Origin of the sequence: Brevibacillus sp. BD137, assembly GCF_041644655.1 — a bacterium.
Lineage (GTDB): Bacteria > Bacillota > Bacilli > Brevibacillales > Brevibacillaceae > Brevibacillus > Brevibacillus brevis_D.
On sequence record NZ_JAOTNO010000004.1, the window covers coordinates 295,187 to 315,929 of the forward strand.

A 20,743-nucleotide genomic window follows, 5' to 3' on the forward strand; every position below is an offset into this window, starting at 1 on the left:
TTGGGTACAAATTTTTACACTTACATTTTTGGAGGGGAATAGTTCATGGCATTCAACCGTAAAAAAATCGCTGTTATCGGTAGTGGCTTCACTGGTGCAACAACTGCATTCATTTTGGGGCAAAAAGAACTGGGCGACATCGTATTGGTTGACATTCCGCAACTGGAAAACCCAACAAAAGGTAAAGCGCTCGACATGATGGAATCCGCGCCAGTATTAGGCTTTGATGCAAGCATCACAGGTACTGCGAACTATGAAGACATCAAAGATGCTGATCTCGTCATCATCACAGCTGGTATTGCCCGCAAGCCTGGCATGTCCCGCGATGACTTGGTTAACACGAATGCTGGCATTATGAAATCTGTTGCAGAGCAAGTAAAAACATATGCACCTAACTCTATCGTGCTCGTACTGTCCAACCCAGTTGACGCGATGACGTACACCTTCTTCAAAACGTCCGGCTTCCCGAAAGAGCGCGTAATCGGTCAATCCGGCGTTCTGGACACAGCTCGTTTCCGTACCTTCGTGGCTATGGAGTTGAACGTATCTGTAGAAGACGTAACGGGCTTCGTTCTGGGTGGTCATGGTGATGACATGGTTCCTTTGGTTCGCTACTCTTATGCTGGTGGTATTCCATTGGAAAAATTAATCCCGAAAGACCGTCTGGATGCGATCGTAGAGCGTACCCGCAAGGGCGGCGGCGAGATCGTAAACCTTTTGGGGAACGGTTCCGCTTACTATGCGCCTGCGGCTTCCTTGGTACAAATGGCTGAAGCCATCATCAAGGACAAAAAACGCATTCTGCCATCCATCGCTCTTCTGCAAGGAGAATACGGCTACAACGATCTCTACCTGGGAGTACCGACTCTGCTCGGCACAAACGGGATCGAGAAAGTGATCGAATTGGATCTGACTGCCGAAGAGAAAGCAGCTCTCGACAAATCTGCTGACTCCGTACGCAGCGTAATGGCTGTTTTGAAATAAGATTAATACATGTAAGACGCCTTTCTTTGGGAAGGCGTCTTTTTTATTAAAGTTGCTGTGGTGGTGGAAGAAGCGAATTTCCAGTCTACGCTTCGGCCTACGCCCCGCAAGGGGTATGACTGTCCGCTCCGGAATAAATGGCGGGAGCGCTTCAAACGTAGAAGTTTCGAGGGAGGATTTCATAAAGTGAAGCTGAAATTCCCCGCCATTTTTTCCTACGCTAGGGTGGGCTCCAGAGGCGCTTGGACTGGAAATTCGCTTCTTCTACGTAGCTTTTAGTTTTCTTAAAAAGGGCCAAGGAAAAAAGCGTGTGGTTTTTATCTCTAGAAAACTTCATGAGCCCACTTGAAAAACGTTGTAAAAGCAAGACATACATCCACAGCTGTCCGAAAGCACTGTCACATGTTTGGAAGGAGACCGCCCGAACGCAGAGAGGATACAGGCGACTGGAAAACATGCGGCAGGGCTTCTCCCGACCACTACAGTTTGAAGGCATTTTTAATATAGTACCTTTACCTAAAAGAGGAATACTATTGCCAAGCAACTAAGTTCTATGTACGAACAGCATGTCTTTACAAAAAAATTACTTGTTTTCCGCAATCAGCATTGGCAGACTGAGTATTGTAGAGAGAAGTATTTTTCAGGGGACGTAGGATAGAAAATCGAGCGCAAGCATTGCAACGCTAGGGGGAAACAGACAGATGATTAAAGTATTGGTAGTGGATGACGAAGCTTCTATTGTAAAGCTATTGCAATTTAATCTTGAAAAATCAGGATTTCAGGTCGTAACTGCTTTTGACGGTAAACAGGCCTTGGAAGTGGTTAAAAGCGAGCAGCCTGATTTTATCATTCTTGATTTGATGCTTCCCAAGATGGATGGAATGGACGTATGCAAAACCTTGCGCCAAGAACGCAATAATACGCCGATCTTAATGCTTACAGCGAAAGATGATGAGCTCGACAAGATTTTGGGGCTTGAGCTTGGTGCCGATGATTATTTAACAAAGCCTTTTAGCCCGAGAGAAGTAATTGCCCGCGTGAAAGCCATTCTGCGGCGGTTTCAGAACACGCCAGAAGCGACTACAGGGCCTCAAGAGGTGTTGCTCCAATTCGGAGATATTCGCATTTACCCGGAGAAGTACGAGGTGTTCTGTAAAGACGTTAAGGTCGAGCTGACGCCAAAGGAATTCGAGCTGCTCAACTATTTAGCTAGCCACCAAGGGCGTGTACTGACGCGCGATCAATTGTTGAACGCTGTTTGGAACTACGATTTCATTGGGGACTCTCGAATTGTGGACGTGCATGTCAGCCATTTGCGCGAAAAGCTTGAGGATGACACGAAGAACCCGAAATACATTAAAACAGTTCGCGGATTAGGATACAAACTGGAAGGATAACGGAGGATTTACCTTGACTCGCTTTCGAATCAAACTCACTTTGACTATTTTGGGTTTAATCTCTCTCGTACTATTGGTGATGGGTATGTATTTTGCCAAAGTGCTTGAGAATTCCTACCTCCAATCACTGAATGAGCTATTATCCCGCGAGTCGAAGCTCATCGCTCAGGCGGTCCGATTCCCGGACGTCTTTTCTGATAAGGCGACGTTAGAGGATCGGGTCAAACAAGTAGCGCCAGCAGATGAAGTACGGATCACCATTATCGACAAGGATGGTCAGGTGATGTACGACAACTCCTCCCATTCGGAAGAGATGGAAAACCATCATGACCGACCAGAGATGAAGGCAGCGTTACAAGGAGAAACAGGGATTTCCCGCCGTTTCAGTGAGACGCTCGGCTATGACATGATGTACGTTGCAGTACCTGTTGAACTGAACAACGAAATATTCGGTGTTGTTCGTTCAGCAATGTCGATGAAAGATATTACCGATACGATCCACAAAATGTGGTATAGCTTGCTCACTGGTTTATTGGTTACCTTGGTAGTCGGATCGATTGTCGTTTCCCGCATTTCCTTTTCCATTATTCGTCCGATCGAGGAGATCACCCGGGTAGCCCGCAACATTACACAGCGCCAATATGAGAGCCGTGTGAGAATCAAAGCAAAGGATGAGATCGGTCAGCTTGCAGGCGCGATCAACTTCATGGCATCGAGCCTGGAGCAGCAGATGTACGAAATCTCGGAGAATCAGCAGCGCCTGGCAGGGGTGCTGACTAATATGACGAGTGGCGTGATCTTCATTTCAGAGCAACGTCGGATCATGCTGGTCAATCCAGCCGTTGAAAAGCTGTTGGGGACTGCTGGACATGAGATCGTAGGGAAGCTGCATATCGAGGCAGGCAAAAGCTTTGGGCTTAGCCAATACATCGACAGGTGCCTCGATAGAAGCGAGAAGTTCCGTCAAGAGGTACACATCTATTATCCGCAGGAACGCATTCTTGACGTGAATTTTGCTCCCTATATCAACTTCAAGGGGGAGTCGAGGGGTGTAGTCGTGGTACTGCATGACATCACCGACATTCGCCGCCTGGAGAAGATGCGCAGTGAATTCGTAGCAAACGTATCGCATGAGCTACGTACGCCGATTACCTCGATCAAGGGCTTCACGGAGACCTTGCTTGAAGGCGCGATGCAGGACGAGGAAACATGTCGCAATTTCCTGCAAATCATCTCGGATGAGAGCGAGCGGCTCTACCGAATGATACGCGATATTTTGGATCTCTCCAAAATCGAGCAAAAGCGAATCCCATTGCATCTGGGTCAGGTTCACTTACAGGATTTGATCAGTTCAGCAGTTGCCATCATGCATGACCAGGCACAGCGCAAGGAATTGACGATCACGCTCCCTTCACCGAAGCCAGATATTTGGCTGATGACCGATAAGGATTGCTTGCAGCAGATCATCCTGAATCTGTTGACGAATGCGATCGCCTACACGCAAGAAGGTGGAAAAATCAGCATTAAGACAGAAGCAGACAGCGAAAACATCACTATACAAGTCATGGATACCGGGATTGGCATTCCGGAAAAGGAGCTCACGCGTATCTTTGAGCGGTTTTATCGCGTAGACAAAGCCCGCAGCCGCGATTCAGGTGGAACAGGTTTGGGCCTCGCAATTGTGAAGCATCTCGTGGAAAATTTGCACGGGCATATTAGTGTGGAGAGCAAGGAAGGAAGAGGGACAACCTTCACAGTTACACTCCCCCTTACCTAAAAACAACTGCAAAAAGATTTACACAAACAAAATAGTAGCTTTACTTCTACAATACAATCGCCTTGTACCATTTGACATGTCAGACACAAGAAGGGGGAAGAGGGAAATGTCACGGCATGCTTTTGAAGAACAGCAGGATGTACTGCACCGCAAGCTCATGACGATGGGCACATTGGTGGAAGAAGCCATTCATAAATCGATTAAGAGTCTGGTTGAGCGGGATGCCCAACTGGCTGAACAGGTTATCGCAAGCGATCCTGTAATCAATGAGTTGGAGCAAGAAATACAGAGCGATTGCTTCCGTCTCATTGCATTGCAGCAGCCAGTCGGTGGTGACTTGCGACGCTTGGGAACAATGTTGAAGCTGGTGACGGATTTGGAGCGCATGGGTGATCATGCCGTTTCCATTGCCAAGACGACCCGACGCTTGATGGCGGACCCGTACGTGAAACCCCTCATCGATATTCCGATGATGGCTGATCACGTCAAGGCTATGGTGCGTGATTGTTTAAATGCCTATATTGCACGCAACAAAGAAGCGGCAGAAGAGATTGCCTCACGCGACGACATTGTTGATAAACTGTACTCCACGATTTTCCATGATCTGATTGAATTGATGACGAAAAACAGTCAGGCCATTTCGCAAGGAACGCATTTGCTCTTGGTCGCGCAATATTTGGAACGGATTGCCGATCATGTTACGAACATCTGCGAATGGATTATTTATATGTCTACTGGAAAAATGACGGATTTGAATAAATAATGCCCGAATAACAAAAAGCCGCTGTGAGCTATGAATATTAGCTGGCAGCGGTTTTTTCACGGTTGTAGACAGACGCCTATTTTCCCTTTTGTGCATACAATACATCGATTCAATAGCAGCTAGAAGAAGTACAGGAGGGAAAGGCAATGACCACAAAAGTCCGCCATATATATGCCGCAGGGAATACTGCGCGAGGATACAAGACGTTTTATGACTCCGTATTGGAAGGCTTGGAGCGTGTTTATATTTTGACAGGGACAGTAGAAGGAATTACTTCACCGCTCATAGAGGCGATTGGCAATCAAATAGCACGAGTGACAGATGAAGTGGAGTGGATTCATTCGCCTTTTGTGAACGGGCAGTTTGATGGTGTTATTTTTCCAAAGTATAAAGTGGCGATCATGGATGGAAGCTATCCCCGGATTTGGAGACCCGCTTCTCCGGGTGTAAAGGAAATTCAGGTCAATTTGCAGTCGATGGTCAACATTGATCAGCTGGTGGATGAAAAAGACAAGATTGCCAGTTGGTACGAACAGATTTTTAGGAAGAGTGAAGAGGCATACCAGGCTTTTGGCGAGGCGCTCCGCATCCACGATGAGTGGGAGGCTCCCTACATTGAGCACCTCAACAGAGAAGAAGCCAATAGCGTTACGGAAGAAGTAAAAGCTTTGTTCTTCGGAGGGGAGCAACTGGAAAAGAAAGCAAAGGTAAGGCGTATGTATTTGGGGGCAGCGACGCCGCAAGGGCCCGTAGATCATATCATGAAGCTGACCGATCATTTGGAGAAGCGCTACTTTATCAAGGGCAGACCAGGCTCTGGCAAGTCTACTATGCTGAAAAAGTTGGTGGAGGAAGCCAAAACACGCGGATTTGACGTGGAAGTGTACCACTGTGGACTAGACCCGCACAGCCTTGATATGGTAATTGTTCCTGAGAAGGGCCTCGCTATTTTTGACAGCACCGCACCTCATGAGTATTTTCCAAGCAAAGATACAGATGAGGTTATCGATATGTATGAACGGGCAATTGAACCTGGCACAGATGAGGTATATGAAGAAGAATTAATGGATATTCAGGTCAGATACAAGCAAAAAGTGAAGGAAGCAACGGCGAATCTTCTCGCAGCCAAGGAGCTGCGCGACCAGTTGAACAATGCTTACCAGGAAGCGGTGGACCAGCAGCGTCTCAGGGCAGTTACGCAAGCAATTGTCAGCAGACTGACGAAGATGAGCTAATCGTATTCAAGTCGTAGAATGAAACCCGTTCGACTGCTCATACTACAAGAACGGAAGAGGATCGTTGTTGGAGAATGGAGGTGAGCAGCCGGATGGGTTTTGCTATGACGATGGCTCTGTTACTGTTAATCAATCCCCACGACCCAACGAATTTTTTGCAGGTAGAGATCGAGGGCAAGACAGTAGCTATGCTCAATCGGGCTGATTATGCTCTTCCCTTTGATGGCGTTCCTTTGGTCGATGACAGCAAGCTTGCGCGAATGGTGGAAGAGCTGGCAAAAAAAGCGTACATCGAGCCGATTAATGCAACGATTAATAACGCCGGGGCCATCGTTCCAGAAGCTAAGGGAAGAAAGCTAGATGATCTGGCATTTCACACACGTTTCTACGATTATTTTTACGGTACGGGAGCCGCAAGCATGAATGTCAGCTATAAAGAGATATTCCCGAAGGTAGACAAGGCTCTCATGAGTCAGGTTCGGAAAAAAAGGATCGGGCAATATGCGACCTATTTTAATGCAGGCAACCGGAATCGTGTACACAACATCAAGCTCGCCTCGCAGGCGATTAACAATTACGTGGTGTTACCAGGAGAAGTTTTTTCTTTTAATAAGGTAGTGGGCCAGCGTACGAAAGAAAAAGGGTATTTGCAGGCGCCTATCATCGTTAGAGGAGAGCTGTCGGAAGGCATCGGGGGAGGAATCTGCCAAGTATCGTCTACGTTGTTCAATGCGGTAGATCAGGCTGGTCTGCACATTATTCAGCGCTATTCCCATAGTCGAAACGTAGCGTACGTACCTCCAGGTCGAGATGCAACCGTGAGCTGGTACGGCCCTGATTTTGTGTTTCAAAATAAATACGCTTATCCCGTCTTGATTCGTGCGATCGCGAGCAATGGAAGCATGTACGTGACGGTTCACTCTTTTCCAGAAATGGAGCATGAGCCACGAAATGTACCAAGCGTACGCCGCACGACCCCTGAAGAAGCACCGGATGCTCCATCTATTTTGAATGAAAATGGACCGACAATCCCTTAGAGATGAGAAGGGGTGTCGGTCTTTTGTGTCTTGGGTACGAGGCTGCGGTGGGGAGAAGAATATTTCCAGACTAGGCTCCAGGCTCCGTCCCGCTGGGGGTTGAGACTGACCGCTCCGAAGGGATTCGCGGGGAAACGCAAAAGTGGTAGCCGCTACGTCGCGTGGGCAAGGTTGCGTTTCTTTTGCCCGCGAATCCCTTCTCCGCTTGGTAGGACTCCACAAGTCGCTACGTCTGGAAATATTCTTCTCTGTCGTGACTGAGGACATTTCTTCATTCTTTTAAATCTTTAAAAGCCCGTTTAAACAGGGAAAGCTCGTAGAGGAAACAGGAGAAAAAAGCGAAGCTCTTAGGAACACCGCCCGAGGCGCAATGAAAAAAAGCGAAACATGCCCTTAGCGTCCACCTCTGAGACACCCCCTGAATGGACGACTTTGGACGCGGGTTTCGCTTTTTTTCATGGAGCCGGACAGTCAATCCCCCAGCGGGTGGCCCTAGAAGCTAAGCGTTTTCTCCTGTTTCCTCCCCACCACAGCAGCCCGACCAACACCCGCTTCTAAAAGCTTGCCTAGTTAAAGTTTCACCTAAAGAAATAGTTGCCACGGATAGAAAAACATCGTATAGTTTTCATGTGATAAATTTCGTACACGAAATATTACTTAAGAAAGGAGTGCGTTATGAATAAATCACTGCATATTCGGGACTTGTTAAAACGGTTGAACAAGACTTTTGGCACAATGGCCACAAAAGAACTGTCCCAATATGGTGTGACTGTCCCGCAGCTAATGGTCATTCGAGAAATACATCCTGATCCCAAAACGATCGGTCAGATAAGCAAAGCCGTAGACTTATCCTACAGCACCGTTTCTGGCATCATTGATCGTTTGGAACGAGAACAACTCGTAGAACGTGTACGTGATGAGAATGACCGACGTGTTGTCTGGATTCGTAAAACACCGAAGATTTCCGAGCTGTTCGCAAAAGTTGATTTTTTCTCAGAGAACTTTTACAAGCGTATTTTCCATGGATTTTCCGATGAGGATTTAGACATCATTATTCAGTCGATGGAAACATTGATTGCGAAACTAGAAGAACGAGAAAGTTGAGGAGAAACCATGAAGCGAAAACTGGTTTTGTATGTCATTTTGCTCCTGATCGTGGCAGGTGGTGGAGGAATCGGTTACTACTATTGGTATCAAGGTACACATTATGTGACCACACAAGATGCCCGGATTGCGGGAGACATTTATCGGGTCATGCCCAAAATGACAGGCAAACTGACCGGACTCGCTGTCAAAGAAGGCGACACCGTTATAGCGGATCAAATCGTAGGGCAGCAAGATACAAGCAATGTAGCAACGACAATGCTGGAAAACAGCGTCTTGCGTTCCCCCATTACAGGTACGGTGATTAAAACGCAAGCCAAAGAGGGAGAGATTGTTTCAACAGGGCAATCGGTAGCTCTCGTGATTGACGAAAGCAAATTGTACATCTCCGCCAATTTGGAAGAGACTGAGATCGAACGCTTGAAACTCGGCCAAAAAGTCGATTTTACGATTGACGCTTACCCAGGTAAGAAATTAGGCGGTCATTTGATGGAGATCGGAAAGGCGACGAATTCTACATTTTCCTTGATGCCAGCGGCCAACACGAGCGGGAACTTCACCAAGGTAACCCAGCGCATCCCGATCAAAATCGCCATAGATGACACAGCAGGTCTGGACCTCGTGGCCGGATTGAACGCCGAGATCAAAGTGCACGTGAAGGAGATGTAATGAAGCATGAAAAAGACAGCACAATGGAAAACAATCGCTGCAGTCATGGCAGCCGTTTCGCTTATTGCAGCGGGCTGTAGCGAGACATCTTCAGCAACGCAAACGAGTGAGAACGTCCCTGTTGTGAAGACCTGGAAGGTGACTTCTGGCTCTACGGGTGTCATCGCCAATGGTAAGGTGGCAGCATCTGAGGAGATCCAAGTCGTTTCTAAAGTTTCTGGAAAAGCAGCGAGCGTGAATGTAAAAGAAGGTGCAGTCGTCAAGCAAGGCGATGTTCTGGTCACGCTGGAGGCAGCCGATTATCAGCAGCAGATTAATCAGGCACAGGCAGCCATTGCAGGCGCTCAGGCAAAACTGCGAGATACAAAAGCAGGTGCACGCAATGAGCAACTGACGCAGCTTGGAAGTATTGTCACGCAGGCAGAAGCCAGCCTGAAGGTGGTTGATAGCAACTACAATCGGATGAAAGCACTATTTGATGCAGGCGCATTGTCCCAGGCTGAGTTGGAGAAATCTTCGCTGGAATTGGAAAAGGCACGCACAGGTCTTGAACAGGCGCAAGCCCAATACGATCTGGCAAAAGCAGGTCCAACTGCCGACACCGTAGCGGCTCTGCAAGCAGAAGTGAGCCGTTTGGGCTCCAGTCTCGAACTGGCGAAAAGCAATTATGACAATACCATTATTCGTGCGCCAATCACAGGTATCGTCGCCAAGCGCGCGGTTGACCCGGGAGAAATGGCAGCAGCGGGGACACCTCTCATGGTGCTAGTGAATATGGCAGATGTCAAAGTAGAAGCAAGCGTACCGGAAAACCAAATCAACCAAGTGAAGGTCGGCTCCACTGTTGATGTGAAGGTAGGCAGTCTGGGTGGGAAAGTGCTGAAAGGTACCGTTGAGTTTGTCTCTCCGATTTCGGATACCAACAGCAGTTCGTTCCCAATCAAAGTGAAGGTAAATAATCAGGACGGTTTGCTGCGCGCAGGTATGGTAGCAGAGGTCATGCTCCAAGGACAGGCAACGCCAGGAACAAAATTGCCTACCTCTGCCGTGCTGGAAAAGGAAAGCAAGCATTACATCTATACAGTAGATAACAACGTCGTGCACCAAGTGGAAGTTGCAGTAGAGAACGCAAGCGGCGACTGGACAACTGTCACGAATGGCGTCAAAGACAATGATCAAATTGTGCTGAACCCGACAGACAAACTGTCCGAGGGCAGCAAGGTGATCGCAAACTAACGGGGGTGTTGACACATGGCGGAAGCGGTGGCACACCGAGAGGAGAAAAGCGGGAACGGCGGCATGTGGCTGTCTCTTGTCGCAATCCTCTCAGGAACCTTCGTTGCGATTCTGAACAATAGCTTGATTAACGTTGCCCTGCCTGCCATGGTCAATATTTTTGGTTCGAGTACCGAGACCATGCAGTGGGTATTGACCGGGTATATGCTGGCAAACGCCGTCATGATTCCCATGAGCGGATCGTTGTCTGCTAAATTCGGCGCGAAAAAAATATTTGTACTTTCCTTATCAGCATTTACTTGTTCGTCTATCCTTTGTGCCTTGGCGTGGAGTGACTCTTCGCTGATTGCTTTTCGCGTCGTGCAAGGCGTCAGCGGGGGGATGATTATGCCAATCGGGATGTCGATGATTTACATGATCGTTCCGCGTGAAAAGATCGGAATGGCATTGGGGATATTCGGGATTGCTTCCATGACAGCCCCTGCGCTAGGCCCGACCTTGGGTGGGTATCTCATCGAATTTTTAAGCTGGCAATTTCTTTTTCTGGTCGGTGTACCCTTTGGTATTTTTGCGGTGATCATGAGTATCGTACTGCTCAAGGAAACGCCGAAAAAGCCAGAGTTAAAGTTCGACTTCTTGGGAGCATTTCTTGCCATCGTCGGTTTCGGGACGCTGTTGCTCGCTTTGAGCAAAGGGCAAGCAGAGGGCTGGACCTCCTTTTTCATCGTCAGTTTGTTTTTCATTGCGGTAATGAGCTTGATCCTGTTTGTCTGGGTCGAGCTGGGGAAGGAAAGTCCGCTGCTTGATCTGCGGCTTTTGAAGATTCCTACCTTCACCATCAGTATTTTGACTTCCGGCTTCGTCATGATGGGGATGATGGGCGGTATCTTCCTGATGCCGATTTTCCTCCAAAACATTCAGGGCTTGACGGCTATGGAGTCTGGAATCTTGCTGATGCCGCAATCGATTGCCATGGCGATCATGATGCCAATCAGCGGAAAGCTGATGGATAAATATGGGGTCGGCCCGATTGGATTGGTCGGCTTGACCATTATGAGCATCACGACGTATGAATTGCACAATCTATCTGCTGACAGCATGCATTCGTGGATCGATATGATCCTGACCATTCGCGGGATCGGAATCGGATTGTGTATGATGACGCTGTCCACCGTAGGGATGAACGCCGTTCCACGTACAAGTGTGGGGGATGCCTCTCCGCTGTCCAACGTATTGCGTCAGGTCATGAGTTCGTTTGCCATCGCGATTTTGACAGTGATCATGCAGGCACGTCAAAATTTCCACATGGCCTCAATCTCTGACAACTTGAATACGGATATGGCGACGCAGTTTATCAGTGGCATTTCAGGAATGTATGCACAAGTAGGGGTAGATGCGGCGAATGCGACAGGGGGAGCCAGCGCGATTTTGTACGGAATGATGGCAAAAGAATCGTTGGTCCAAGGCATCGGGGATACTTTCCTCGTCTCAGTAATCCCTATTGTCCTCTCGATTCCACTTCTGTACTTCCTGCATAAAAAGCCGAAGAAAACGCAGCAACAGGTGCCAGCAACCGAGAAGGCAACAGCTTAATAGCAAGGGGCAATTCCGCAAGTCTTATCGAAGACTTCTTTGGAATTGCCCCTTTTCCTGTTAGGACATCATTTTAAATAACCAGTACAAAATCCGTCCTACGATGTAGCCAAGCAGAATTGTCCAGCCAATCTTCGCCCAAATACTCAGTCCCTTGACGAATTCACGCAAGCTTTTGCGCTTCTCCGGTTGCTTGTTCAATGGAGGACACTCCTTTAGCAGGTTGGTTAAAACGAATGAACACATAAATACCGGCGATAATGATCAAGCCGCCGATCCACTGCGGAGGCGTTACCACTTCACCCAAGATGAAGTAAGCGAGAATCGCAGTCCCGATCGGTTCTCCCAAAATCCCCATGGAGATTGTCGTCGTATTGAGCCATTTAATGATCCAGTTAAAAATAGAATGTCCAAGCAAGGTCGGGAACAGGGCGAGACAGAAGAACCAGCCCCAATCCGCCGTAGGGTAACCGACGAGCGAATAACCGAGAGCCAGATCATAGGCGACGAGAATCACGCTGGTTGCCGTATAGACGACGAGTGTATAGGCAAAGGAAGACATATGCTGGCGAACGTACTGCCCGACCAGCCAGTAGCCCGTCACGGTGACAGCTCCCATCAATGCGAGGAAATCCCCCCACAGGGCCATGCCGCCAACTTGAAAATCTCCCCAACCAATCACAAAGCTACCTGCAATCGCCAGAAAGCCGCCGGTTAGAGCAAGAAATCGAACTTTTTCACCAAAAAAGAAGTAGCCGCCGATGAAGGCAAATAATGGCTGTAACGTTACGAGCACAGTAGAACTGGCTACAGATGTGTAGTTCAGTGATTCAAACCACAACAGAAAATGGCTTGCCAAAAAGGTTCCCGATAAAATACAGAGTAGCCACACTTTCTTGGACATTTCTCCAATCTCTGCGAGGGCACCACGATTCCAAAATAAAAAAGGAAGCGTTAAAAGAACGGAAAAAATCAGGCGATACGTAGCAATAATCGGAGCAGGTGCATCCGATAGCTTTACAAAAATCGCAGAAGAGGAAATGGCGATCACCCCGATTAAGAGAGCCAAATACGGGGGGAATAACGGTTTTTCCAAAGATTGATTCATCAGTACACCTTCTTATGCGGGTAAGGTCATGGTTCATTAATTGTAATTGTACAGTCGGATTAAAAAATTCACAATGTTATGTGTACATCACCGCTTGAAAGGTTTCTTTTCAATCCGGTTATCCTACTGGCATGAGAAACTTACAGGCTTTTTTCTGTATAACTGCTTTCATGCTTATCCTCATCTGTATCCCGACGCGAAGTGAGGCATTGCCGCTCACCCCCTTTCATATTTTGATTGATGTTGGACATGGAGGTGTAGATTCGGGAACTTCTTTTGGGGATTTGTACGAAAAAGACATCAATCTGCAAATTGCCAAACGACTTTACCAACAACTCACAGCTGCGGGTTACACCGTGGCTTTGAACCGCCACAAGGATGTTGCCCTGAGTGATGACAATCGTTGGTTGGACAACCGATCCCGCCATATACGTGACCTGGCTCAGCGCAAGAATTTGGCAAAAGAAATTGGCCCGCAGATGATGCTTAGCTTGCATGTAAACTGGTCACCGAGTCCTCGGCGCAGAGGAGCGATTATTTTGCATCAAAACACAGAAGAAAGCTACCTGTTGGCAGGGCTGCTGCAAAACTCGCTGAACAAGCTCTCAGGGTCCAACGAAAAGCCAGTCAAGGGCAAGACGTACTACATGCTCCGACATAACTACTGTCCGTCTGTCATCGTGGAGATGGGGTTTATCAGCAACGCGCAGGACCGCGAAATGTTAACGAATCCCAAAGCACAAGAAAAAATCGCTCAGGCCATTACAGAGGCCGTGAGCGAATACGTAAAGCTATCACAAAATATGAAAACGGAGGCTAGTGTGCAGGAGAGCTGGTGGAGAAAATTAATGAGTAGTTTGCTGGATAAGCTTTGAAATGGTTACAAATTCGGCCTCCTTCTGAATTCGCGGGATGTACTGGCGCAGAAGGGAGGCTGTTTTCTTGCCAGGAGGTCCAACATGACCAATTGCGATACATAGGGGATGGTTATGGATTTTTTTGCAGACGAGCTCCATCTGCTTCGTAATATGTGGGACAGAGTATATGTCATCCAGAAAAATTTGATTCACTGCATGGGGGACGCCCATTTCGGCTGCGACTTTCGCCGCCACGCTTTTATCGGTAGTCTTGCTGTCCAGGTAAAAAAGGCCGCGTTCTTTGACGACCTTCATGATGATGCGCATGATTCGCTCGTCAGCCGTAATTTTTGAGCCCATATGGTTATTCATGCCAATCGCATGTGGCACATCGTCAATCGCTTTCTCCACGCGACTACGAATCTCATCGTCGGACAGGTCAGCCGTAATGGCTCCAGGACCGAGCCAGGAGCGTTTTCCTTTCATTGGCTCCATCGGCATGTGAACGAGTACATCATGACCTTTTTGATGAGCGAGCTCGGCATCCTGCTTTGTGCTGGGCATAAACGGCATGACGGCAACAGTCAGAGGGACTGGCATTGCTAATATTTCCTCCGTCCCTTGCATGTTGTTCCCGAAATCATCAATGACAAATGCCATTAGCTTTTTGACAACGGGTGCAGGGTCTGGGGTGGAGTTAGCAGTCACTGGAATCGCCCCAAGGGAAAGCAAAAGCGTGAGCAAGATCGGAATCAAATTTCTCCCATTCATAAGATCACCTTCCTTGTCCATTTTTTTCATAGTCTGTTCAATCACCTTGTGCTTTACCCGCCATATCTACGGCTTGGCTTTGATGTTTGCCCTATGTTACGATTAAAGATAGTAGTTTTGTAACGAGAGGGGTCGAATTCCTTGAGTCATTTTGTGTTGATTGATGGAAACAGTGTTGCGAACCGGGCGTTTTATGCGCTCCCTTTGTTGTCCACATCGGCAGGACTGCATACGAACGCAGTGCTGGGCTTTACGACTATGCTGTTAAAAGTGTTGGAGGAAATGAAGCCGACGCATATCATGGTTGCTTTTGACGCGGGAAAAGTCGTGTTTCGCCATAGCGAGTATGCCGAGTACAAAGGGGGACGCAGCAAAACTCCGCCGGAGCTGTCTGAACAGTTTCCACTGATTCGGGAGCTGTTGGATGCCTTCTCAATCAAACGCTTCGAGCTGGAAGGCTATGAGGCGGATGACATTATTGGTACGTTGACGAAGCAGGCAGATGAGCAAGCTTGGAAAACGACTGTCATTACCGGAGACAAAGATATGCTGCAGCTCGTGTCCGAGCATGTATCCGTTGCTTTGACGCGCAAGGGAGTTAGCGAAATCGAGATGTACACTCCGGAAGAAATTCACGAAAAGTACGGCCTTAAGCCGCTGCAAATAATTGATCTGAAGGGCTTGATGGGCGATTCGTCTGACAACATTCCAGGTGTTCCTGGTGTCGGGGAAAAAACAGCGCTGAAGCTGCTGCACGAATACGGTTCTGTTGAGCAAGTACTGGAAAACATCGATAAAGTATCAGGTAAAAAGCTGCAAGAGAACCTGCGTGAGAATGTAGACAAGGCGAACATGAGTAAAGCCTTGGCAACCATTTTGCGTGAAGCGCCTGTGGAGCTGGATGTACAAGAGACTGGCTTTGAAGGCTATGATGGCCTACCTGTGAGCGAGTTCTTTAAAAAGATGGAATTCAAATCGCTCTTGTCCAAGATCAAAGTGGCACAGCCAGCAGATGGAAGCGGACAAGCAGACGCCAAGCCATTTTCATTTGAGATGATTTCAGAGGAAAACAAAGCGGCGTACGAGTCCAAGCTGACTTCGCCAATGGCTCTTTACATCGAAATGGACGGGGAAAACTATCATCATGCGCCTTTCCTCGGGATTGGGCTGGCTACGGAAGATACAGTGATGTTCGTGCCGTGGGACGTAGCCAAGGAATGGAAGGTGCTCTGTGAGTGGCTGGCTGATCCGGCAAAGGAAAAGTGGGTATTTGACGGCAAGCGAGATACGGTTGGACTCGCTTGGCATGATTTTGCGATAAAAGGCATCAGCTTTGATGTGTACCTCGCCTCCTACCTGCTAAATGCGGCTGAGAGCAACCCGACCTTGGATAGCATTGCGGCACAATACGCACAGACACGGGTATTGTCAGATGAAGAGGTGTACGGCAAGGGTGCCAAGCGCCTTGTTCCTGAAATGGACGTGCTGAGCGAGCATGTGGCACATAAAGCGGCAGCCATCTGGCAGAGCGTGCCTGTATTGCGCGAGCAGCTGGCGGAAAACGAAATGGAAAAGCTGCTCGGCGAATTGGAAGCACCACTGAGTATGGTATTGGCTCTCATGGAAAAGCAAGGCGTGAAAGTAAACAGTGAGCGTCTCGTGCAAATGGGGGAAGACTTGGATAAAAAGCTCGCGGGTCTGACTGATCAGATTTACGAGCTGGCGGGTGGGGCATTCAACATCAACTCGCCGAAGCAATTGGGTGAAATTTTGTTTGACCGCTTGTCTCTGCCTGTATTGAAAAAGACCAAAACCGGGCCTTCTACCAGTGCAGATGTATTGGAGAAGCTCGCCCCTTATCATCCGATCATCGATGCGATCCTGACCTTCCGTCAGCTCGGTAAGCTCCGTTCTACGTATATTGAAGGTTTAACTAAGGAAATCCATACGAAGACGAGCAAGGTGCATACGCTTTACAACCAAGCGACTACGGCGACAGGACGCCTGTCCAGCACAGACCCGAATCTGCAAAATATCCCGATCCGCATGGAAGAGGGACGAAAGATTCGCGAGGCGTTTATCCCGTCAGAGGATGGCTGGTACATGCTGGCGGCCGACTATTCTCAGATTGAGCTGCGGATTTTGGCCCATATTTCGCAAGACGAAAACTTGATTGACGCCTTCCAAAAAGGAATGGATATTCATACCCGCACCGCGATGGACGTATTTGGTGTGAGTGAGGAAGAAGTGACCTCGCTGATGCGCCGTCAGGCCAAAGCGGTCAACTTCGGGATCGTATACGGCATCAGCGACTACGGACTGTCGCAAAACCTCAATATTACCCGTAAAGAAGCCGGGGACTTTATTGAGCGTTACTTTGATGTCTTCTCCGGTGTGAAGCGCTGGATGGATGAGATCGTTCAGCAGGCGAAGGCGGATGGCCATGTGACGACCTTGTTGAACCGCCGCCGCTACCTGCCTGACATTCGCAGCAGCAACTTTAACCTGCGTTCGTTTGCCGAGCGTACCGCGATGAACACGCCGATCCAGGGGACTGCTGCCGATGTGATCAAGCTGGCGATGATTCGCATGCAGGAAGCGCTAGAGGAGAAAGGTTTGGCTAGCCGCATGCTTTTGCAGGTGCACGATGAGCTTGTATTTGAAGTGCCAGAAAATGAGCTAGAGGTTATGCGCAAGCTGGTACCAGAAGTGATGGAGAGTGCACTGTCCCTCAACGTGCCACTCAAGGTGGACGTCAGTGACGGACGTACTTGGTACGATGCGAAGTAGGCATGCCTAGAACATAAGGATTGATAGACAGCGAGAGGAGGAGGGCATATGCCAGAATTGCCGGAGGTAGAAACCGTCGTACGGACTCTGCGTGGCTTGGTTATGGGAAAAACGATCGAGAGAGTAAGTGTTCATTTGGCGCGTATTGTACGCCAGCCAGATGACGTGGAAGCTTTCAAATCTCTCTTGGTGGGACAAACCATCCAGGATATCCAACGGCGGGCAAAATTCATTCAGTTTTTCTTAAACGAGGACGTGCTCGTGTCCCATCTTCGAATGGAAGGGCGCTATGGCGTGTATCAAGCGGATGATCCCGTTGAGAAGCATACCCATGTCGTCTTCCATTTTACGGACGGAACGGAGCTGCGCTATCGGGATGTTCGCCAGTTTGGGACGATGGATCTGTTCCCCAAGGGGAAGGAAACAACCGTGGGACCTTTGGCAAAACTGGGGGTAGAACCGCTAGATAAGAGTTTTACTCCTGAAGTTTTGGGGAAATTGTTAAAAGGACGGTCAACAAAAATTAAGCCGCTTCTCCTAAACCAGGAATGTATTGTAGGGCTGGGGAATATTTATGTGGACGAGTCACTCTTTAAAGCAGGCATTCATCCGGAGAAACCAGCAGGAAAGCTGACAGATAAAGAAGTTATTCGACTGCACGAAAGCATCGTCTCCACTTTGCAAGAAGCGGTAGAACAAGGTGGTAGCTCCATCAAGTCGTATGTGAACGGACAGGGCGAGATGGGAATGTTCCAGCAATCTCTATTAGTGTATGGACGAAAAGATGAGGCGTGTACGAAGTGCGGAGCCGAAATCATTCGGTTTGTAGTCGGCGGCAGAGGGACGCATATTTGCCCGGACTGCCAAAAGAACCAGTAGTGACCGTTTCTTTTGGCGACCGCAAGCGGTCATTGTATTTTCATGAAAAACTTCGAGAAGTTTTTCACAAAGCAGTTATAACAGTTCGACCAAGGGAGGAGGATGGGCATGATACTAGGGTTAACAGGCGGAATCGCCACTGGGAAAAGCACGGTGACAGGTATGCTTCGAGAGCGTGGAATTCCTGTCATTGACGCTGACCAAATTGCCAGAGAGGTCGTAGAACCAGGTAAACTGGCCTATGAAGCGATCGTGCGCCATTTTGGAAGAGAAATCCTATTGGAAGATGGTCAAATTGATCGAAAAAAACTAGGTGAGATCGTGTTTTCGGACGAGTCCGAGCGTCAAAAGCTGAACGCCATCGTCCATCCCGAGGTACGCCGCGTCATGCGGGAAGAGGCCGAATCAGCGGAAGCGAATGGAGCCGAGATCGTCTTTATGGACATTCCTCTGCTGTATGAGAGCAAGCTTACGCATATGGTAGAAAAAATCGTGGTCGTCTATGCGCCCTACGAGATGCAACTGGCGAGAATGCTGGAGCGCGACGAATTGGAAGAAGAACAAGCACGAAAAAGACTGCGGGCACAGTTTCCCATTGATCAGAAGAAGCAGGGAGCAGACTTTTTGATCGATAATTCTGGTTCGCGTGAAGAAACCGAGCGTCAAGTGGAGGCTGTATTAGCTGCGATTCGATCGGAGCGTCAATCATGAGTTTTGGCAAACGTGCAGCATTGATACTGCTCGTATTGGCGAGTATATTTTTGCTGCTAAACACGCCAGTGGTATGGAAATGGATGTACCCGATCAAATATGAGCAACAGATTGTGACGGCTGCACTGAAATATAAGGTGGACCCTCATTTGGTATTGGCCGTCATTCGTTCCGAGAGTGGATTTGCGACAGATCGCGTTTCGAAAAAAGGTGCGGTCGGGCTCATGCAACTCATGCCGGAAACAGCGCAATGGATTGTCAATGAGGCAGGCTTCCGTCCAAAGGACAGTCAATACTTGTACGACCCTGTCATGAACATCGAGATTGGGACATGGTATCTCGATTTTTTGCTGTCCCGCTATGATGGAGATATCGTCAAAGTCATTGCCGCCTACAACGCTGGTCCGGGAAAAGTAAATGGATGGCTCGCGAGTGAGCAATGGAACGGAACTCGAGACACGGTTGAGGACATTCCATATGGGGAGACCCGTCAATATGTCCAGCGAGTGCTTTATTATCATGATCGTTACAAAAATATATACGACTTTCAATTACGTTAAAAATCATGAAAAGCCGCTTCTCTTACGGGTTAGAGAGCGGCTTTTCCTCTTTTTTTGGGAAGGGTAAATCGTCCAAATATTTATTTTTCAGTAAAACACATTGATAATTGTGTCATACTTATTATAATAAAAGTATCAGATAAGCGTAACTCAATTCGAAAGGGGTTTCTATATATGACAATTAAAATCGGTATTAATGGTTTCGGACGTATTGGCCGCATGGTATTCCGCCGCGCTATCCAGGACCCCAACATTGAAATCGTTGCAATCAACGCCAGCTATCCAGCGGAGACGCTTGCACATTTGTTGAAATATGACACGATCCACGGACGCCTGCAAAATAAAGTGGAAGTCCAAGACAACAAGATTATCGTAGATGGAAAAGCAACAGTTGTACTGTCTGACCGTGATCCGCTGAAGCTGCCTTGGGGTGACCTTGGAGTAGAGATCGTTGTTGAAGCTACAGGTAAGTTCAACAATCGCGAAGGCGCTGGCAAGCACCTGCAAAGCGGTGCGAAGAAAGTTGTGATTACAGCACCAGCGAAAGAAGAAGACGTGACAATCGTAATGGGTGTAAACGAAGGCACCTACGACCACGCCAATCACCACATTATCTCCAATGCTTCCTGCACAACCAACTGTCTCGCACCTGTGGCAAAAGTGCTTAACGATTCATTCGGTATCGAACAAGGTCTCATGACTACCATTCACTCGTTCACAAACGATCAGGTGAATCTCGACAATCCGCATAAAGACCTGCGTCGTGCACGTGCAGCTAGCGAGTCCATCATTCCAACGACGACAGGAGCTGCTCGTGCAGTAGGAATCGTTTTGCCAGAATTGAATGGCAAGCTGAACGGTTTTTCCTTGCGCGTACCGACTCCAAACGTTTCTGTAGTAGACTTGGTGGTCAACACGAAGAAGCCAGTTACATTGGACGAAGTAAACCGCGTCCTGCGTGAAGCGAGCGAAGGCAGCATGAAAGGCTACCTCGAGTTCTGCGACGAGCCGCTTGTATCCAGCGATTTCAATGGCAATGATCACTCCTCGATCATCGATGGTCTGTCTACGATGGTAATGGGAGACAATCAAGTAAAAGTCATTGCTTGGTACGATAATGAGTGGGGCTACTCCTGCCGTGTCGTAGACTTGGTTCGCCACGTATCCGAGCAGCACAATCAAGCTGCAACAAAAGAAGCTGCTGCTGTTGGTGTAAAATAAGGAGCATATACAAAACCCCTTTGCCGATATTTCGAGCAAAGGGGTTTTTCG

The 20,743-nt window shown here is 48.3% G+C and carries 19 protein-coding genes; 16 read left to right on the plus strand and 3 right to left on the minus strand.

Annotated elements, in window-relative coordinates; genetic code table 11:
• The first annotated feature begins 45 nt into the window (after positions 1–45).
• From mdh to ODZ53_RS11460, 10 genes are all read left to right on the plus strand, one after another.
• Complete coding sequence (mdh, locus tag ODZ53_RS11415) at positions 46–984, plus strand: malate dehydrogenase (RefSeq protein ID WP_173607445.1); 939 nt, start codon at positions 46–48, stop codon at positions 982–984.
• 701 nt (positions 985–1,685) lie between these two features.
• Positions 1,686–2,381 (plus strand): response regulator transcription factor, encoded by a 696-nt coding sequence (locus ODZ53_RS11420; RefSeq protein WP_064201329.1) that lies wholly within the window; start codon positions 1,686–1,688, stop codon positions 2,379–2,381.
• A 13-nt stretch (positions 2,382–2,394) separates the two neighbouring features.
• Complete coding sequence (pnpS, locus tag ODZ53_RS11425; RefSeq protein ID WP_012685120.1) at positions 2,395–4,158, plus strand: two-component system histidine kinase PnpS; 1,764 nt, start codon at positions 2,395–2,397, stop codon at positions 4,156–4,158.
• A 106-nt stretch (positions 4,159–4,264) separates the two neighbouring features.
• The gene (gene phoU, locus ODZ53_RS11430) at positions 4,265–4,921 is read left to right on the plus strand and encodes a phosphate signaling complex protein PhoU (RefSeq protein ID WP_016738714.1); all 657 of its coding nucleotides are present in this window, start codon (positions 4,265–4,267) and stop codon (positions 4,919–4,921) included.
• 146 nt (positions 4,922–5,067) lie between these two features.
• Positions 5,068–6,156, plus strand: a complete 1,089-nt coding sequence (locus ODZ53_RS11435; protein WP_372677077.1) for a PRK06851 family protein — start codon at positions 5,068–5,070, stop codon at positions 6,154–6,156.
• 92 nt (positions 6,157–6,248) lie between these two features.
• Positions 6,249–7,193, plus strand: coding sequence for a VanW family protein (locus ODZ53_RS11440; RefSeq protein ID WP_372677079.1), 945 nt, complete (start codon positions 6,249–6,251; stop codon positions 7,191–7,193).
• 675 nt (positions 7,194–7,868) lie between these two features.
• The gene (locus ODZ53_RS11445; RefSeq protein ID WP_012685124.1) at positions 7,869–8,297 is read left to right on the plus strand and encodes a MarR family winged helix-turn-helix transcriptional regulator; all 429 of its coding nucleotides are present in this window, start codon (positions 7,869–7,871) and stop codon (positions 8,295–8,297) included.
• A gap of 9 nt (positions 8,298–8,306) precedes the next feature.
• Positions 8,307–8,966, plus strand: coding sequence for an HlyD family secretion protein (locus ODZ53_RS11450; protein ID WP_199930257.1), 660 nt, complete (start codon positions 8,307–8,309; stop codon positions 8,964–8,966).
• Between the two features lie 6 nt (positions 8,967–8,972).
• Positions 8,973–10,202 (plus strand): efflux RND transporter periplasmic adaptor subunit, encoded by a 1,230-nt coding sequence (locus ODZ53_RS11455; RefSeq protein ID WP_372677081.1) that lies wholly within the window; start codon positions 8,973–8,975, stop codon positions 10,200–10,202.
• Between the two features lie 15 nt (positions 10,203–10,217).
• The gene (locus ODZ53_RS11460; protein WP_172140971.1) at positions 10,218–11,795 is read left to right on the plus strand and encodes a DHA2 family efflux MFS transporter permease subunit; all 1,578 of its coding nucleotides are present in this window, start codon (positions 10,218–10,220) and stop codon (positions 11,793–11,795) included.
• 60 nt (positions 11,796–11,855) lie between these two features.
• Here ODZ53_RS11460 and ODZ53_RS11465 read toward each other — a convergent pair whose 3' ends face one another.
• Positions 11,856–11,996 (minus strand): hypothetical protein, encoded by a 141-nt coding sequence (locus ODZ53_RS11465; protein WP_155801074.1) that lies wholly within the window; start codon positions 11,994–11,996, stop codon positions 11,856–11,858.
• A complete protein-coding gene (locus ODZ53_RS11470) occupies positions 11,959–12,903 on the minus strand; it encodes a DMT family transporter (RefSeq protein ID WP_173625506.1) in 945 nt (314 codons plus the stop codon). The genes ODZ53_RS11465 and ODZ53_RS11470 overlap by 38 nt, the downstream gene beginning before the upstream one ends.
• 131 nt (positions 12,904–13,034) lie before the next feature.
• Here ODZ53_RS11470 and ODZ53_RS11475 point away from each other — a divergent pair, with 131 nt between their 5' ends.
• A complete protein-coding gene (locus tag ODZ53_RS11475; RefSeq protein ID WP_372677084.1) occupies positions 13,035–13,778 on the plus strand; it encodes an N-acetylmuramoyl-L-alanine amidase family protein in 744 nt (247 codons plus the stop codon).
• Here ODZ53_RS11475 and ODZ53_RS11480 read toward each other — a convergent pair.
• Positions 13,749–14,531, minus strand: a complete 783-nt coding sequence (locus ODZ53_RS11480; RefSeq protein ID WP_372677086.1) for a divergent polysaccharide deacetylase family protein — start codon at positions 14,529–14,531, stop codon at positions 13,749–13,751. The two genes, ODZ53_RS11475 and ODZ53_RS11480, sit on opposite strands and share 30 nt — an antisense overlap.
• A 141-nt stretch (positions 14,532–14,672) precedes the next feature.
• Between ODZ53_RS11480 and polA the strand changes: the two genes are divergently transcribed.
• The 5 genes from polA to ODZ53_RS11505 all read left to right on the plus strand — a co-directional run bounded on the left by polA (position 14,673) and on the right by ODZ53_RS11505 (position 20,692).
• Positions 14,673–17,321, plus strand: coding sequence for a DNA polymerase I (gene polA, locus ODZ53_RS11485; RefSeq protein WP_064201320.1), 2,649 nt, complete (start codon positions 14,673–14,675; stop codon positions 17,319–17,321).
• Positions 17,322–17,369: 48 nt separating this feature from the next.
• Positions 17,370–18,200, plus strand: coding sequence for a DNA-formamidopyrimidine glycosylase (gene mutM / locus ODZ53_RS11490; protein WP_007717226.1), 831 nt, complete (start codon positions 17,370–17,372; stop codon positions 18,198–18,200).
• Between the two features lie 102 nt (positions 18,201–18,302).
• Positions 18,303–18,911 (plus strand): dephospho-CoA kinase, encoded by a 609-nt coding sequence (gene coaE / locus ODZ53_RS11495; RefSeq protein WP_012685133.1) that lies wholly within the window; start codon positions 18,303–18,305, stop codon positions 18,909–18,911.
• On the plus strand, positions 18,908–19,471 hold the full coding sequence (locus tag ODZ53_RS11500; RefSeq protein ID WP_372677088.1) for a lytic transglycosylase domain-containing protein: 564 nt from the start codon (positions 18,908–18,910) through the stop codon (positions 19,469–19,471). Before coaE ends, ODZ53_RS11500 begins: the two co-directional genes overlap by 4 nt.
• Positions 19,472–19,645: 174 nt before the next feature.
• Positions 19,646–20,692 carry a glyceraldehyde-3-phosphate dehydrogenase gene (locus tag ODZ53_RS11505; protein WP_087344730.1) on the plus strand — a complete coding sequence of 349 codons (1,047 nt, stop codon included), beginning with the start codon at positions 19,646–19,648 and terminating at the stop codon, positions 20,690–20,692.
• Positions 20,693–20,743 lie beyond the last annotated feature (51 nt).

What these genes read in the sequence shown, in the direction of transcription:
- ODZ53_RS11440 (WP_372677079.1), top strand. Translation starts at nt 6,249, where the DNA reads ATGGGTTTTGCTATGACGATGGCTCTGTTACTGTTAATCAATCCCCAC.
- ODZ53_RS11505 (WP_087344730.1), top strand. Translation starts at nt 19,646, where the DNA reads ATGACAATTAAAATCGGTATTAATGGTTTCGGACGTATTGGCCGCATG.
- ODZ53_RS11445 (WP_012685124.1), top strand. Translation starts at nt 7,869, where the DNA reads ATGAATAAATCACTGCATATTCGGGACTTGTTAAAACGGTTGAACAAG.
- ODZ53_RS11460 (WP_172140971.1), top strand. Translation starts at nt 10,218, where the DNA reads ATGGCGGAAGCGGTGGCACACCGAGAGGAGAAAAGCGGGAACGGCGGC.
- ODZ53_RS11500 (WP_372677088.1), top strand. Translation starts at nt 18,908, where the DNA reads ATGAGTTTTGGCAAACGTGCAGCATTGATACTGCTCGTATTGGCGAGT.
- ODZ53_RS11475 (WP_372677084.1), top strand. Translation starts at nt 13,035, where the DNA reads ATGAGAAACTTACAGGCTTTTTTCTGTATAACTGCTTTCATGCTTATC.
- ODZ53_RS11480 (WP_372677086.1), bottom strand. Translation starts at nt 14,531, where the DNA reads ATGAATGGGAGAAATTTGATTCCGATCTTGCTCACGCTTTTGCTTTCC.
- phoU (WP_016738714.1), top strand. Translation starts at nt 4,265, where the DNA reads ATGTCACGGCATGCTTTTGAAGAACAGCAGGATGTACTGCACCGCAAG.
- ODZ53_RS11470 (WP_173625506.1), bottom strand. Translation starts at nt 12,903, where the DNA reads ATGAATCAATCTTTGGAAAAACCGTTATTCCCCCCGTATTTGGCTCTC.
- mdh (WP_173607445.1), top strand. Translation starts at nt 46, where the DNA reads ATGGCATTCAACCGTAAAAAAATCGCTGTTATCGGTAGTGGCTTCACT.
- mutM (WP_007717226.1), top strand. Translation starts at nt 17,370, where the DNA reads ATGCCAGAATTGCCGGAGGTAGAAACCGTCGTACGGACTCTGCGTGGC.
- ODZ53_RS11420 (WP_064201329.1), top strand. Translation starts at nt 1,686, where the DNA reads ATGATTAAAGTATTGGTAGTGGATGACGAAGCTTCTATTGTAAAGCTA.
- ODZ53_RS11455 (WP_372677081.1), top strand. Translation starts at nt 8,973, where the DNA reads ATGAAAAAGACAGCACAATGGAAAACAATCGCTGCAGTCATGGCAGCC.
- ODZ53_RS11435 (WP_372677077.1), top strand. Translation starts at nt 5,068, where the DNA reads ATGACCACAAAAGTCCGCCATATATATGCCGCAGGGAATACTGCGCGA.
- coaE (WP_012685133.1), top strand. Translation starts at nt 18,303, where the DNA reads ATGGGCATGATACTAGGGTTAACAGGCGGAATCGCCACTGGGAAAAGC.
- ODZ53_RS11450 (WP_199930257.1), top strand. Translation starts at nt 8,307, where the DNA reads ATGAAGCGAAAACTGGTTTTGTATGTCATTTTGCTCCTGATCGTGGCA.